Raw genomic sequence first — 15,351 nt, forward strand, 5'->3', positions numbered from 1 at the left:
TTGAGTTACCAAGTCCTTTACTTGCTCCAACTATTACTATATTTCTCATTTTCTTAGTTGTCTATAATTGTCGTGTATGATTGGTCGGTCAACATTGCCTATAACGGTTCGGGGCTTTGCGAGGGAGCGGATTTTATGCACAAACGCTCAATCGAAGAACCGAACTACAAATTTAGCAAAAAGTTTCATACGAAGCACTTAACCCGCTCTCTTGCAAAACCCTTGTTACCTGCTGGCTGGTTTTTTGAAATGTATATATTTTTAGGTTGCTATTTTATCAACTTCTTCCCTTAAATAATTCAAATTGGTTTCATATTCTTCCAAATTAAGTTTATCAAATTGTAGTTGTTCAATGAATTCAAAAATATCTTGAAGTTTTCTGCTTATCTGATAATAGAGTAATGTACTTTCGTTTATTTGATAATCGGGATTGAGTTCATAATATCTCTTCATAAACGAATTGAAATATGGTTGCTCGTAAAAGCCGAATATATCTGCCTCGGGTGGTGCAAACGTTATCCCTTCCCAATCTATAAGATACAATTGCTGTTTGTCAGAGATGATGTTCCAATGATGAATATCTGTATGACATAAACAATTCTTCAAACTCTGTCCTTTTAAAAATTCGGACAAATTATTCCATTCATTCACTTGATTTTTAATAGCTAAAATATTGGGTTTTAAAACCTCCTGGATATCAGCTTTTAAATCATCAAATTTTCTTTCCGTCCAATCCAATAATTTAGAGATGAACGAAAGCTCAAATGTTTCAGAAATCTGTTCAACATCAAAAGGAAAATCTTTTAAATTATGTAGTTGACTAACAATTTCGGCTAATTGTATGACTTGTTCTTCTGTCAAATTCTGTTCCCCAACTGTTTCTCCATCAATGTAATCAAACAAAATGTAGAGATAATTTTCATCTTCGCACTTTAAATTTCCAAATTGAGTTTTAACCAATCGAATTATTTTTCCGTTAAGTGGCGTTTGGTTTTCAAACCAATCCACAATTGGAAGATAAATATCTATATGTTCAGTTAAATAAGATGTCGATTTTCTGCTTTTTTCGTAAACTTTTAAAAAGTAAAATTTTCCATTTCCACTTTCAATTTTATAAGCTAAGGAAGCCCAACCACCTCGCTGTTTAGAAATCAAGTACGTTTCGATAAGATATTTTTCTTGTAATATTTTTATCAATATTTCATTCATCTCTTAAAACGGATTTTTGTTTTCAGCTTGCAGGTAACGGAAAAAGTATTGGCGAAGTGCGGGCTTTCGAAGAACGAAAAGTTCAAGAAAGACTGAACGTAGCGAATGCTTTTTCAATACTGCTAACTTACAAAAAATTGCAGAATTGAAAAGCATGAGCGGATTATTTTTTCTGCTTTTCAATTTTGCACTTACCCCCGCATTTTGCCAATACTATGTTAGCAGAAGTGTTTATTTATCAAGGTTCAATTCCATTTGTGGTAAAAATCTATTCTTTATTGAAGATTCGAGTTCGTTATATTTTTTAAATCCGAAATGTTCATAAAATTTTTCGGCATTTGGATCCGCATCTAAAATGATTTTTTTAGCGTTCATTTCCTTCGCTATTTCTATTGCTTTATTAAGTAGATACTTTCCATTCCCCTGTCCAATATATTCAGGAAACATAAAAAGATAGTCAAGTTTAACCGCATCGTTTTCGCTTTTTATTAAACTAAAAAAACCAACGATTTTGTGTTTGATTATTAATTTGTATACATCATTATTTTCGATATAATTTTTGGAAATAGTCAAATCATCTTTCCATAGATTTAATTGGTCGATTCCGTAATTCCAATAGGATTTTCCTTTGAAAGCTATTTCGCTTAAAATCAGACTATCTTCAATATTTGATTTTTCAAATTTCATTTGTGGACGCTAGTTTGGTAACATTTCTGCTAACGGTTTCGGGCTTTGCGTTCGGGCGGGTTTCGGAGCACAAAGTTTCAATTTATTACTAATGTTCATTAGTAGTACAAAAATTCAAGTTTACACATCAGCCCGCCTGACGCAAAACCCTTGTTAGCGGCTGCCCTGCTTAAATTTTGACAACATTTTTTCAATTATTTCCATTCGTTTAGTTACTTTTTCGGTTGACGCTTCCAATGTATAGCCATCGTCCAAAAGTTCTTTAATTAAGAGAATTTTTTTTATGCTTTTATAATCATATCGTCTGTTTTTTCCTTCTTCTTCTGTCAAACTTGTAATAATTCCCTTGTCTTCCCAATAACGAATTTGCCTTGTTGGTATTCCTGTAATTTGAGATACTTCGCCAATTCCAACGACCAACTTTTCTAAGAAATCATAGTCAAATGTTAGCTCTGTTTTTGCTTCTGTTTTTGCCATTTTGTAAAAAATTTACAATTATTGTTGCAAACATAAAAATTTTTTCTTTGTTTTGCAATTGTAAATAATCTACAATATTAGACAATTAAATACAATTAAAATGAAAAAATTAGAAAACAAAAATGCTGTAATTACTGGCGGAAGTGATGGAATTGGTTTAGGTATTGCTCACTGTTTTGCTGAAAACGGTGCAAATATAATTTTGATAGGACGGGAAACGGAAAAACTTGAAATTGCAAAGAAAGAACTCTCAAAGTATCAAACTGAAATTTTCATATTATCCGCTGACTTATCAGATATTGAACAACTAAATTCTCTGTCAAATTCGATATTAGAGTTGTGTCCTAATATAGATGTCTTGGTAAATAATGCAGGGATAGGAAAATTTGTTTCATTTTCGGAAATGGAAATACCTCTCTTGGATTTGCATTTGAATTTAAACGTGAAATCACCATATATGTTAACTAAACATTTATTGCCGTCTTTAATTGAAGCAAAGGGAAACGTTATCAATATATCGTCCTATTTTGCTCATAGGATGTTACCCAATAGAAACACTACCGCTTATTCTTTAACGAAAGGTGCAATCAATTCCTTTACAAAATCTTTAGCTTTTGAAATTGGGCATTTGGGTGTTCGTGTTAATGCAATCGCTCCAGGAAGTATATCGACACCACAGTTAAGCAGAAATTTAGAGAGTCTTACCGATGATAAGCAAGAAGCTTTTCACGAAATGGTAAAAACCATCTATCCTTTGGGGTCAATTGGTAAGGCAGACGACATTGGAAAGGCTTCGGTTTTCTTGGCTTCCGAAGATGCAAATTGGATTACTGGAACCATACTTGCTGTTGATGGCGGCCTAACAACAAATTAATGATGAATTCAGATTTTAAAAAAACATTGAGATCTGTGTTTCTCATAGCCACACCGCTTTGTTTGGTCAATAGCTTGATTGTCAGTTATGACTCAATCAACTTTCTGTCAGAATGGATTAGAAGTTTTATTATATCTTATTTGATTTCATTTCCACAAGCTGTGTTATATGTTTCATTAATAAAGAATTATGATAATCGTAAAAAATGATGATTTTGATTTAGTTCGGTGTTTCGATGGGGTTGCCGCTAACGTTTTGGGTATTGCCGAAGTGGCGGATTATTAGCACTAAAGTTTAATGGAAATACCGATGTTGAACCTTGCACAAATGTGCAATCGAAGCAGTTCAGCCCCGCTTTTGGCAATACCTTGTTACCAGTAGTGCTTTCTTCAGTCGAACAAGGTCTTGTCATTAGAGTTGTCATAAGTCGTTATGAATTTAAATGATTTTTCGAGTGTCTTGTCCCCGATGCCTTTTATATTAAGCAAACTGCTCATTGAGTTTATTGTTGGGTCGTTCAATGCGTCCTTAATTTTGTTTATGATGTATACACCTATTCCAGTGCTTTTTGAAAGTTCTTTGTCTGTCCGTGATAAAAAGTGTTGTCTGTAATTAAGGAAAATGTCGTCAGTAGCGGTTGGGTCAAAATGCCAAATTTCAATTTCAATGTCACATTGGGATAAATACCGTTGCATAGTCGAAAGTGATTGCTCTTGTGTCAGTCCGCCATGACTTGCACCAAGAAGTGGAAATGCAATTGATGTGATTTCTTTTTCTTTATAGGTGTCAACAAATTTTTGCAATCCCTTTTCTAAATACTCAATTCTCGATGGTTGTTTCCAGTCTGTTTTTGTAGGGAAGTTTAAAATGCTTTTGTTGCTTGCCTTGTAAATCCAAAGAGTTCCAATTTTCAAAAGGTTATCTTTACAAAGTGCCTGATACTTCTCATACATTTCAGGATAACGAAGTCGACATTCATAGGCAATACCAGCACCCATAACGCCAACACAGTTTACTGTGTTGACGATAGTGTTGCATTTTGTTGTAAAAATATTGCCAGATAAAATCGTTATCATATTTAGAAATAGAAATCTTGGTTTACTGTTACTGCAATTTCAAAACTTCCCACTTTGTTTTTCACATAGTCCTCTGTTTTGGAATTAAAGCAAAATATCTTTTTGATACTGTCGGTCTTAACTTCATTGGGAATTAGTATTTCGGAACATCGTATTCGCTTACCGTCAATAAAGTCGCTCCAATAGTCCGAGTTTATGATACTCCAATCAAGTTTTTCAAGGTCTTTGATATTTGAATAGAACTTTGTTGAACTCGATGCCGCATTTCCGTCTGTAAATTTCAAGTCTGTTTGCAAAAGATTTCTGTCAACACACAAGATGATGATTTCCGACTGCATACTTTTCCTTTTATACAACATTGGATTTTTAGGATTGAAGTAGAAAGGCACGAAATTGTGAACCCTATCCCGTCTGCGGTTTACTCTTTCGTCTGATATGTCTGCCTTCGTTAGCCCTCTTGAATGAGCCATATTGTGAGATAGAAGCCCATACTGCAAGATGTTTTCCAAGTTTGATTTGTGTGTCATGTGATACAGATACTCAATTCCAAAGTCATTTAGTAACGTTTCAAACTCTGTAGTTTTTTTCGCCTTTGCCTGATGTATCGGCTTGTTTTTGTTTAGAAGTTCAGTAGCAACAGCAGAACCTAATTCTTCTGCTTTCCTCCAGTCTATAAGGGCTAAACTTGATGCGTCTAATTGCCAGTATAGATTACCCCTGTTTAGATAATATTCATATACCTCTGGTTTGAGTTCAATGGCTTTTGTGAAATAGTAAATCGCCTTTTCATTGTTGCCGAACTGCAAGTTATCATTTGCAAGGTCATTGAATAGCTTTCCATTATGCTCATTCAAGTCAATAAAAGTGAGCTTTTCTGTCGGCTTACTTTGTCTTGATCTGAGCAATAGCAACACTACTATTATGAATATGACACCAATGGCAATATACATTTTGTCGAAGGAATTAGAACAACTTTAAGTCTTGCTTATATTCTGGTCGTAAACCTTCTTGGATGTATTTGTCCACTTCATACTTGAGATGTTCATAGAACATGGTGTCACCCATCATCTCGTAAACCTGAAAAAATTTAAGAACTACAGTGTTAAGATGTCCCGCAGGAATGTGTTCGCCACGTTGGTTAGATGCCTCTCGGAAAGCTGAGCCAACTCTCTGATAAATCTCAATAATTTTTTGGTCAGAAGTCTTGGCTGTCGGTGCAATGTTGTTTGCTGTCGCAATTCTTCTGTATCCGTTTATGATTAGTGGTCCAGCCAATGCTTGAACTTGGTCTAACATTGTTTTTGGTTGCTCTTTCTTTTTGAAGAAGTCGAATAGTCCCATGATGTATTGTTTTTGTTTATTGTGATTAAAATTTTACTGTCCGATGTCGAGTTCCGTTGTCGTCATAGCATTACTGGTAACGTTTTGGGTATTGCCGAAGTGGCGGATTATTAGCACTAAAGTTTAATGGAAATACCGATGTTGAACCTTGCACAAATGTTTCATAGAAGCACTTCTGCCGCCATTTTGGCAATACCGTGTTACAGGCTGGCGTTCTGTATGGTATGTTTATTTTATTCATTGTTCGTACTGTCTTTGGTGCGTTGGCTTGGTGGCTCTTTTGCATTTTTTAGATTGTCTTTGTGTGTTGGCAAAATGCAAATGTGCCACCAAAAGTGTTGGCATTTAGTCTAATAAAGAATTAAAGAAGCCATAGTCTTTGTTTACAATTAGTTTTCTATCAAGATACAAGTTTGATAATTCACAAGTTGTTTCAGGTGTTAATGTGCAGGAATGGCAAGCTGCTAAGTTGAGTTGTCCAACACCTTGTCCTTCGGATTCTATACATATTGGGTCAGAAGAACAGTCGGTTGCACTGAAAATTGCAGAACTGATAATGTTGTTTAGATTTTCTAAATCATTACACAAATTTGAAAGTCCGCCTAAATAGCCGTCTGTTCCATCAAAGGCAGAAATTAAAAAACCGTGCATTGTTTCGCTTACATACAATCTTTCGGATAGAGAAGATGCAGGATAACCGCAAACATATTCTAATTCTCGCATCAGCAAATGCGAAAGCGTGTGAATTAAAACTTTTCTTGACGTTAATGACTTTGCAATGATTTGGTGTGATTTCCAATCCGCATTTTGGGCATTACTTTTTATCTTTTCGGTTCGTTCAATTACTTCTGCTTGTCGCTCCCATTGTTTTAATTTCTGTTCGTCTAAAACAAACAGAATTCCTTCGCCATAACTTTCTAATGCAGGCAAAGTTTTTGTGTCAAAATTGTTTTTAGAAACGGATTGCCGTTGAACTGCATATTCGTATTCGTTTTGATTTTGCAAAATAGAATCTACATCAATTGGTTCATTTCGGGTAAACGAAGTTTGAACAGTTATCTTTTTAAGTTTATCAATCTTAACCAACTTAGAAAAACCGTGAATTTTTTCGCTGCAATAAATTACACCAAACTTGATTTGCTTGTTGTCGGGTTGTTCTTTTTCTAAAAAGTATTTGTATTCCGTTTCTCGGTAAATGTTGTCGGGAATGTATTTGATGTCGCCCGTTTCTAAGTATTGTTCAACAAGTTCTTTTTGCACACCTTTCAAATCGCAAATTAATTCTACAATTTGTTCATTGGAATATTTTTGCTTCGCAACCATATTGTCAATGTCAAGTCTTATTTCGGAAGAAAGCGGATTTTGCATTTCAGGAATATACAAACTGCTTAACGTATTGGAATAATAAACACTATTACTCGTTTTGAGTTTTACACTTGCTTGTGCTGTACAATTTTCCTCGTGAAATTTTCCGTTAACGGGTTTTAGCCAATACTTTTTACCAAGACATAATTGCTCATAATTGAAAATACCTTTCAAATTGGCTTTTTTCTTGCAGCTTTTACATTCAACCCAAATGCCCGAAAGTTCGGTGTTTTCACGGCTTATCTTATAAATTAAGTCCTGACTATCGCCACAACATTTCTCACGGTTTAGTTGAGGTCCGCTCGATTTTTCATTATTATTGTCGTTTTCTTCTTCGTCGTGTTGGCTTCTGTCTGTTGGTAAACGATTGTTCCAAAACTCCCAAGGTAAATCGTGAATATGCCCATTTCTGCAAGTCATCACAAAACGGATTTGTTCCAAATGATTTTCTTTACAATCTTTATTACTGCATTTTGGCGGATAAAAAAAATCTGTCTTTTTACCGGAAGCTATCCACCGTTTTTTCCACTCACTATAATTTGCAAAACGATGGCAACGTGTACAATAAAACCATTTCGGAAAATAGCTTGCTTTAGGTTGTACTGTAGGAGGATTGTTTTTAGGATATTCCTTATGAATTGGTATAGCGACCAAATGTTTCAAATTTGGGAAACGGTTTTTTAAGCGTTGCAACAAACGATCATCTTTAATGATGTAATGAGCCAATTTATCATTCAATTCGTTGTAACCCCATTCATCAAAAGTTTCTATAATTATGGAATTATCAGTTGTTTCAATCAACGAACCAACACCGCCATAATTTGAAATATGTTTGCTTCTTCCGTGTTTGATTTTATCGTATGGCATAGCTCCTAATATTGTTTGATTAGTATTTCGGCACTTGGTTCTACACTTCGCATTGACTGCATTGCCGTTAATGTATCATCATCATTTTTCTTTTCCTGCATTGGTACAATCAACGATTCTTTCGGGTGGTCTTTCCAATAATATTTTAGGTCTTTTTGTGCTTCAATCTTATATTTCCAATCTCTCAAAATATCATCTAATTTTTCAGTAATGAGTTGCAAATCATTTTGAGCAAATTGATGATTTTGGAAAAGCGTAATTAAATTGTTTCGCAAAGCATTTTTGACATTATCATTAATTAAAGCGTTTGCTGTATCGTTAGCTGTATATGGTGTGGAGTGCCTGAAATACGCAAGAATTAAAGTAAACAACATTTTATCCAAGGCATTTTCTGCAAATGGCGTTACACTCAATGGCTCAACTTGTTTGTAAAATGTTTTGTGGAACTGAACAAAATCTTCGTAATATGATAAATCACGACTGTTAAAAGGGTCGTAAAGTGTAATTACCAAACCTTCATTTTTCCTTGCAACGCGACTACTAGCCTGAATATATTCGGCTGTGTTTGGTGGCATTCCGTTCATAACCATCACGCCCAATCTGCCAACATCAAGCCCAACACTAATCATATTAGTTGCCAAAACTAAGTCATAAGCCTTATGTTCCTCAATATTTCCGTCAAACTGAATTTCTAACTTGTCTAAATTCTTTTTGATTTTCTCGTTCGGAATACGGCTTGTTAGTTCAATGTTTCTGTAAGAAAGTTTATTGTAATTATTTGTTGAAATAAAATCATCAATCAAATAACGAACTTGTAGTTGTTTGATAATCGGTTTTAATTCGGAATTGATTTTGTTTGAAAAACGCCCAATTTCTTTCAAACTTTTGAAGTAAGAAAGAATTGTCCAAAAACTGTCTGCATCTTTTTTATTATCAGATTTTTTCCAAATTTCTAATCTTGCAAAAAGCAAGGAAGCTAATAATTGCAAGTTTGTTACAACCGTTGTTTTTCCTGTCGGCAAAATGCCGATGTATTTTCTTTTACTTTCTTCAGTCACCTTTGAGAAAAACGTATCGTCCGAATTTGTTGCGTATTGTGGAAATACTCTTGCTTCACGTCCATACAAACCCTGAATTTGTTTGTCCACATTTTTAACTGTTGCTGTTGAAGCAATGATTTTTGGATTTCCGCAAAGTTGCAACAATGCGTTTTCAAATAAACCAACCAAGCTACCTAATGTTCCATTAAGTAAGTGCAACTCGTCTTGAATTATCAATTCGGGTTTTCTGTTTGTGCCGTTATTGAAAAATGTTGTTGCTTCGCCTTTCCATGCAAGCATAGCAAATTTATCAACGGTTGCAAAAAGAATGGTTGGCGGTTTGTTGTATATATCTTCATCAATCAATACAATAGGTAAACCTCCTTTGGTTTCTGAAAAATGACAAGCTTCATTTAAACAGTGGCTTTGTAAATTGGTTTTTCCAATCCTATGTCCAATTTGAATTACTTTGTCGTCTTGTTTTAGTTTGGAAATAATTTTTGTGTTGCACCATTGGCAATTTGATAATTGAAAAGGATTAACAACATAATTGTCTCCTTTGTTTAGTTTTTCTTGTGCCTTTCTTAATTTAGTTTCAGCATCTCGTCCATTATCCATTTTGAGTTTATTGGGAATAGTTTGACCTCCAACCCAAAAACCGATTGAAATTTGTTTGTCGCCTAAATCTTTGTGATTGCTTCGGATAAACTCGCAAGCCAAAATCATTTTTGAAGCACGTTCAAATTGCTGAGCAGAAAGCAAACGCAAAGTGTAACGAATAATGATATTTACTCCGTCATAACTATCGGAATGTTGGATTCTTCGCCAAAAAATTAAGAAAGCCGAAACTGCCAAGTACGCTTCTGTTTTTCCGCCACCTGTCGGGAAGTAAAGCAAATCAATCAGTTCCTTTTCTGTGCCGTTTTCATCTACAAACGAAGCCAAGCATTGCAGGATAAAAGCCAACTGAAACGGTCGCCATTCGGGTTCTTTAATTTCGCCTTTACTGTTTGGCGGAAAGTTTAAAGTAGCATATTCATCAAATTTATGTTGCAAAACCTCGTTTCTTTCCCACACATCAAAGCCTTCTTTCTTTTTGTTGAAATGCTGTGCAGTTTGGTACATTTGCAAATAGATTGCTGTGTTCGCTAATTGAAATGCACGCAACGCATTTTCGTTTTCAGAAAGCAATTTTATTCCGTTGCTAATGCGGTTGTATATCTGCTCACATTTCGCAATGTTTTTCAAACCTAATTTATTCTCGTTTGCAGATTTCCGTTCATCTTCAATCCAATTTTTATAGGCTTCTGCAACTTTTGTGAGATTAGAAATGATATTTTTGGTGTCTAAATTGTAAACAGACAAATTTTTAATATTGAGAATATCCCCTTTGATTTTGTCGGTTTCCGAACTTTGACTTTTTACATCGTATTCGGGCAAAAATGTTAATTTAATCCATTGTGGCGTGTTTGGAGATTGAGCATTTTCCCAAGTGCAAGCCGTGTTGTGTCCAATTCCGAAAGCCAATTTTTCACGATAGAGATAATCCAACATTTTATCTTCATCGGTTTTGTCCAAGTGTGCTTTGTAATCTCTAAACGGCAATAATTTTTCGCTTTCAATTTTGATTTCTGTCTGGAAACAAGACAACTGATTTACCTTTTCTTTGGAAAGAGAAAATTTGTCTTTTGCAATCAACGATTTGTTTTCAATAATTGCTTTGATATAATATTTATCGGGATAATTGGTATAAAGTTTCAAATGGAAAACAAGGTTTTCTTTCATTTCCTTGCTCCAATTTTCTGTACTGATGTTTGGTTGTGCCGATAATTTTAGTTCAAGATGTTGATTGTTGGCAGAAAGAATATCGGCAATGTTTATTTCTAATTCAATGCGGTTGTCGTTACGTTTGTATTTGTCTTTGAAAAAGAGTTTTTTTATGGTTTTATATAAAGCGTGGTCATAAGACGTTGCTTTGCCTAACGATTTTAAGCTTTCTAGAAAAGACTGATATTCTACGGTTGTTTTTCCGTCTTTGGTTCGCTGTATTTTCTTTGTTTGAGAAAGTATTTTGTTTTCTTCATCATAACTCACAATACTATTCAAACCGTGTTCATTCAACAAATTTATACCGTCGCCACTATAAGGGATTTTAATTTCTTCTGGCTTTGCTTTGATGTAATTCCCAAAACGGATAATTGCTTTAAATTTTTCGCAAGTATTTTCTACCGCAAACGTAATTCCGAAATGAGAAGGATAGAATGTATTGGCTGTGTACTTAGGTTGAGTATCCGTTCCGTCATTGTCTTCTCCCGTATCTTCATTATTAATATCGCTGTCATTTTGTCCTTCAGCATTATTATCATTTTGGTCATTATTATTTTCATCGTTATTTGTATTGTTTTCATCCTTAAATTCGTCTTCAGGATTCTCCGCATCTCCACTAACTTTTCGTTTTGGAAACAAAATCCCTGAAAAATATCTCTGCAAAGGTTTTCCCTCAATGATTTCATCGCTAAAATCATCTTTGCTGTGAAAAACGTCCGAACCCGGACCTATTATTTCTTTTCGGATACGTTCAATAACTATGTTTCTGTTTTCTTTTACACTCATAATTCAATTAGTTCTAAGGCGGTTTCGTTTAAAGTTTCAATGCTGTCGCTAAATACTTCTTTACCGATTATTGTGTGCAACGGCATATTTTCTTGAATGAAAGTTTGCAAAGTCGCAGCGTTCAAATTTCTTTTTTGAAGAATTTCGCCCACTTTATTTTCTTTCAAAAACAAACGCAATTCCTGTTTTAATCCACGCCCAAGTACAATCATTGTGCTGTTGTAAGTGGTTTTTGATTTCAGAATTGGTTTTAAGATTGTGTCAATTTCTGTTTCGGATTTGTCTTGATAATACAATCTAAAAATGGCTCTCAAATCGCTTTTAAACATTGGAAATTTCCGCAAACTTCTCTCGCCTCCATAAGTATCGAGCGTATTTTGTAGCACTCTAAGCCCTTTTTCTTTTAGCTTACTGTAAAGCAAATCATTTCCGTATTTTCTTCTTAATTCCCCGATGATTTGTTTCCAATATTTAGAATCTTCCTCTACCTTTCCAAAAATATCGGGTTCGGTTTCAACGGCAACTTGATACAGATTTTCGGCTAATTTTTCCTTTGGATAAATTCTGATTTTATCGCCAACTTTTATTTTGTACGATTTCATTAAATCGCCTTTGTCGGTAAAAACGGTATCGCTACTTTCCAAATAAAAAGTTGTGATGTCCGATTTTACTTCGTAAATCAGTTTTTCTTCAATTTCATTGAGCAATAAATCGCTTTCGTTTTTGTAGCCGTCATAAGCTCTGCCGCTCATTTCGTCTAATCGGGAAACAATGCCGTTTATTGTAGAACTAATATCAGTAACATTATCTCGTACTTCTTTGTAGTCAATTCCGCAAATAGAAAAACGGTCTGTTGATTTTGTTTCTTGTTCAATTAGTTTCTTTCGTTGGTCAAGATATTTATGATACAAATTTTTTTCCTGTTTGTAAACAACAAGACGAATTTCATTGTCTAAATTGTAGAGATAATCAAAATCCTTTTGTCCGTTGAACGAATGAAAAACCAATACTTTGTTTTGTGTGTTGGCGCTTTTCAATGCAGAAAACGATACAATTTCAACCTTTTGATTATTGATATGTTTGCTGATAAAGTCCAAATCGTTGTTGTCAAAAACAGCAATTATTCGTTTGTCAGTTTTAGTGTTCAAAAAGTCCAATAAAACTTTTTGCTTTGGCAAATTCTCTTTGAGATAATTAAGTGTTGCAAGTAATTCTGCTTTGGGATTGTTTTCGTTCAAAAAATCAATGGAATAACCGCCTGCATTGTCCAAACCGTTTTCCAATTCTCGATTTATTCCAAGTCGTTCAATCAGGTTTTCAATCGTTTCTTGCTGAATGGCGTTTAACGCAATTCGCAAAATATTTCCGTATGATTTTAATTCAAAGTCAAATTCCGATTTGACATAAGCAATCTTTTCATCAAGTTTTTTGATGTATTCTTCTAATTCAATGGCTGGTATGTTTCGGAAGTTAATCATAAGGCATTCACAATTTCAAGTTCTTCTTTAAACCAATTCCAACAAGGAATAGATTGGTTTTTTAAGGGTGAAATACTATTTGAAACGATAATTAAATTGAATCCAAATTTTGCCTTGTCTTGTAGCATTTGTCCAATCTGGTTGGCTTCGGTGTCAAACACAATAATAGTTTTAACCTTTTCGTTTTTGGAAAGAATGTTTGAATAACAAACGTTGTATTTTGGCGTGAAATAGGCCAAACAATCCTGCAACGCAGGAATTGACCTTGTTTCAGTAGTGTTGTTTTCTTCTCTTGGATTTGGTAGATAGGCACACGGGATTTTGTTCCTGTTCGGCAAACTGTCCCAAAGTGGTTTCTTTGCAATGAAAACAGTTTTCTTTTCAAAGTTGGTTGGTGTAAAATCTAACTTTAAACCGTTGTTCAAATCAGTAAAAAACTTTGTATAACCTTGTAATGTAGACTGTTTTGTGCCTTGCTCTATCGGAATAAACTTTCTGACTAAATCGTCATATTTGAGATTGATTTGAGCTTTATTCTTTGTGTGTTCAAGCAAAAATATGCCGTTGTTGATGCTCTTTATCACATAGTCGTGTCTTTTTCCGTCAGAATATTTTCTTTTGTCCCGTAGTTTGCTTCCTTTTCCTAATGTCGGCAAGTCGTAATGATTTTTGTAGATGTCGTTCGCAAGCTCAACAAACAAGTGTTGTCCAATTTCAAAAATAGATTCTTTCGAGTTCTGAAAGTTTATGTGTATCGGTTGGTTTTTTTTGTAATGTTCTAAAATAAGTTTTGTTGTAAGGCACGAAGCATTGCTATTGAAAACATTCAGTGTTGTTGTGTTTTCAAATTTATTCCATAAAGCTTGATAATATTCCTTGTTTAAAATCATTCCTTAAGGTCTTTCTTGTCGGTCTGTCAAATTTGTTTTGGTGTGTTGGTGACCAACTTACAAAGTTAAAAATATTTGCCTGTTAAATTATTGTTTGTCTGAATGTTTGTTAGGGTGGTGGGTGGACTTGGGTGCGTTGGGGCAAAAGCAAATGTGGTGCAATTGTGTGTCTGCTTGTGGGTGGCGTTGCACCTCTTTTGATTTTGCTGAAGGGTTGGCTTGTTTGGTCATTTGTTCTACTGTTTAATTTTAGTACTATCGCTGGTTCTACGCTTGCCTGTAACGAGCCGGGTATTGCCGAAGGCGGGGATTTTTAGTACAAAAGTTCAATCGAAGAACGAAAATTGAACCTTGTACAAATGCCCAATCGAAGCCGTTCAGCCCCGCTTTTGGCAATACCTTGTTAGCGGTTCGTTGTTGTCTGTTGTTCATCCGATTTTAGTGTTAGTTTTTATGTTTTTGCAACCAAGAAAAATTCTCCACTTGCAGGAACAAGATTGTCTGTCCTGTCTTTAAAATATTTTTCTGTCATATCTTTTGTCGAAACGGTTTGGATTTCTTTTAAACCTATTTCGTCTGCAAGTTTTACAATTTCTTCAACGCTGAAAAAACTTACAAATGGCGTTCCCGAAGCTGCTGCACCTTTAATTGCGATTTCTTGCATTGGTTTGTCTTCTTCATCAAGTTGTTCTAATGGCAAATAAAATGCTATTGCAATAGTCGAACCCGAAACAAGCGAAGTCATTTTTTTCAATGTGTCTGTAATAGCTTCTTTTGTCAAATAAAGTGTTACGCCTGTGCAAGAAACAACGGCTTTTTTGTTCGTGTCGAAACCTTTGTTTAAAAGTTCAGTCCACCAAGACGAAGTTTCAAAGTCCACCGGAACGAAATGTAAATTGTCGGAAATTTTATAACCGTTTTCAATTAGTTTTTCTTCTTTCCAAGCTAATGTATCGGGTTGGTCAATTTCATAAATGTCAACCTGCGAACTGATTTCTGTATTTCGTTGAGCAAAGCTGTCCAATCCTGCACCAAGCAAAACGTATTGTTTTATTCCGTTTTCAATTTCGTTTTTTGCAACATCTTCAACAAATCGGGCACGAGCCACAATAGAAGCCCGAAGTCGTTTGGTATATTTCATATCAGGACGTTCTTGCCAATCCGTTTCGGGTTTGATTAAATCATACCCAATTTTGTCGTCAATGACATAAGGTTTTTCGTCTGTCAAAACGTGTAACGCTCTCCACAAAGCTGTTCGTAATGCTGTATTGTCAGGTTGTTTTGTTGTCATATTTTGTTCTATGCACGGTGTCTGTTACAATGACTGCTAACGGTTGGCGGCTTGCCGTCAGGCGGGGCATTAGAAGTACCAACCTGTCAACAAGCACAAATGTAAATAGAAAGCACAAAACTTCAATTTACCACTGTCGCCCC

Annotated in this window: 12 protein-coding genes; 1 reads left to right on the plus strand and 11 read right to left on the minus strand. The window is 34.9% G+C overall.

Annotated elements, in window-relative coordinates:
• Positions 1-261 precede the first annotated feature (261 nt).
• From ABD930_RS09030 to ABD930_RS09040, 3 genes are all read right to left on the minus strand, one after another.
• Positions 262-1,209: an aminoglycoside phosphotransferase family protein gene (locus ABD930_RS09030; RefSeq protein ID WP_345231382.1), complete on the minus strand. Its 948-nt coding sequence runs from the start codon at positions 1,207-1,209 to the stop codon at positions 262-264.
• Between the two features lie 231 nt (positions 1,210-1,440).
• Positions 1,441-1,896 carry a GNAT family N-acetyltransferase gene (locus tag ABD930_RS09035; protein WP_345231383.1) on the minus strand — a complete coding sequence of 152 codons (456 nt, stop codon included), beginning with the start codon at positions 1,894-1,896 and terminating at the stop codon, positions 1,441-1,443.
• Between the two features lie 153 nt (positions 1,897-2,049).
• Positions 2,050-2,373, minus strand: a complete 324-nt coding sequence (locus tag ABD930_RS09040; protein WP_345231384.1) for a MerR family transcriptional regulator — start codon at positions 2,371-2,373, stop codon at positions 2,050-2,052.
• 100 nt (positions 2,374-2,473) lie between these two features.
• Here ABD930_RS09040 and ABD930_RS09045 point away from each other — a divergent pair, with 100 nt between their 5' ends.
• Positions 2,474-3,247: an SDR family NAD(P)-dependent oxidoreductase gene (locus tag ABD930_RS09045; RefSeq protein WP_345231385.1), complete on the plus strand. Its 774-nt coding sequence runs from the start codon at positions 2,474-2,476 to the stop codon at positions 3,245-3,247.
• Positions 3,248-3,636: 389 nt separating this feature from the next.
• Here the strand turns inward: ABD930_RS09045 and ABD930_RS09050 are convergent, their stop codons facing one another.
• From ABD930_RS09050 to ABD930_RS09085, 8 genes are all read right to left on the minus strand, one after another.
• Complete coding sequence (locus ABD930_RS09050; RefSeq protein ID WP_345231386.1) at positions 3,637-4,323, minus strand: macro domain-containing protein; 687 nt, start codon at positions 4,321-4,323, stop codon at positions 3,637-3,639.
• Positions 4,324-4,325: 2 nt separating this feature from the next.
• A complete protein-coding gene (locus ABD930_RS09055) occupies positions 4,326-5,177 on the minus strand; it encodes a DarT ssDNA thymidine ADP-ribosyltransferase family protein (RefSeq protein ID WP_345231387.1) in 852 nt (283 codons plus the stop codon).
• A 109-nt stretch (positions 5,178-5,286) separates the two neighbouring features.
• Entirely contained in the window at positions 5,287-5,664 is a 378-nt protein-coding gene (locus ABD930_RS09060; RefSeq protein ID WP_345231388.1) for a hypothetical protein, read from the minus strand.
• A 345-nt stretch (positions 5,665-6,009) separates the two neighbouring features.
• Positions 6,010-7,896, minus strand: coding sequence for a DrmB family protein (drmB, locus tag ABD930_RS09065; protein WP_345231389.1), 1,887 nt, complete (start codon positions 7,894-7,896; stop codon positions 6,010-6,012).
• 5 nt (positions 7,897-7,901) lie between these two features.
• A complete protein-coding gene (locus ABD930_RS09070) occupies positions 7,902-11,549 on the minus strand; it encodes a helicase-related protein (protein ID WP_345231390.1) in 3,648 nt (1,215 codons plus the stop codon).
• Positions 11,546-13,027, minus strand: a complete 1,482-nt coding sequence (locus tag ABD930_RS09075) for a hypothetical protein (protein WP_345231391.1) — start codon at positions 13,025-13,027, stop codon at positions 11,546-11,548. Before ABD930_RS09075 ends, ABD930_RS09070 begins: the two co-directional genes overlap by 4 nt.
• On the minus strand, positions 13,024-13,917 hold the full coding sequence (locus ABD930_RS09080; RefSeq protein ID WP_345231392.1) for a hypothetical protein: 894 nt from the start codon (positions 13,915-13,917) through the stop codon (positions 13,024-13,026). The genes ABD930_RS09075 and ABD930_RS09080 overlap by 4 nt, the downstream gene beginning before the upstream one ends.
• 451 nt (positions 13,918-14,368) lie before the next feature.
• Positions 14,369-15,208 carry a class I SAM-dependent methyltransferase gene (locus ABD930_RS09085; RefSeq protein ID WP_345231393.1) on the minus strand — a complete coding sequence of 280 codons (840 nt, stop codon included), beginning with the start codon at positions 15,206-15,208 and terminating at the stop codon, positions 14,369-14,371.
• Positions 15,209-15,351: the final 143 nt, after the last annotated feature.

The sequence above is a fragment of the Olivibacter ginsenosidimutans genome, assembly GCF_039542865.1.
Classification (GTDB): Bacteria; Bacteroidota; Bacteroidia; order Sphingobacteriales; family Sphingobacteriaceae; genus Olivibacter; species Olivibacter ginsenosidimutans.

Coding starts and splice junctions, on each gene's coding strand:
- ABD930_RS09030 (WP_345231382.1), bottom strand. CDS start 1,209: ATGAATGAAATATTGATAAAAATATTACAAGAAAAATATCTTATCGAA.
- ABD930_RS09035 (WP_345231383.1), bottom strand. CDS start 1,896: ATGAAATTTGAAAAATCAAATATTGAAGATAGTCTGATTTTAAGCGAA.
- ABD930_RS09040 (WP_345231384.1), bottom strand. CDS start 2,373: ATGGCAAAAACAGAAGCAAAAACAGAGCTAACATTTGACTATGATTTC.
- ABD930_RS09045 (WP_345231385.1), top strand. CDS start 2,474: ATGAAAAAATTAGAAAACAAAAATGCTGTAATTACTGGCGGAAGTGAT.
- ABD930_RS09050 (WP_345231386.1), bottom strand. CDS start 4,323: ATGATAACGATTTTATCTGGCAATATTTTTACAACAAAATGCAACACT.
- ABD930_RS09060 (WP_345231388.1), bottom strand. CDS start 5,664: ATGGGACTATTCGACTTCTTCAAAAAGAAAGAGCAACCAAAAACAATG.
- drmB (WP_345231389.1), bottom strand. CDS start 7,896: ATGCCATACGATAAAATCAAACACGGAAGAAGCAAACATATTTCAAAT.
- ABD930_RS09070 (WP_345231390.1), bottom strand. CDS start 11,549: ATGAGTGTAAAAGAAAACAGAAACATAGTTATTGAACGTATCCGAAAA.
- ABD930_RS09075 (WP_345231391.1), bottom strand. CDS start 13,027: ATGATTAACTTCCGAAACATACCAGCCATTGAATTAGAAGAATACATC.
- ABD930_RS09080 (WP_345231392.1), bottom strand. CDS start 13,917: ATGATTTTAAACAAGGAATATTATCAAGCTTTATGGAATAAATTTGAA.
- ABD930_RS09085 (WP_345231393.1), bottom strand. CDS start 15,208: ATGACAACAAAACAACCTGACAATACAGCATTACGAACAGCTTTGTGG.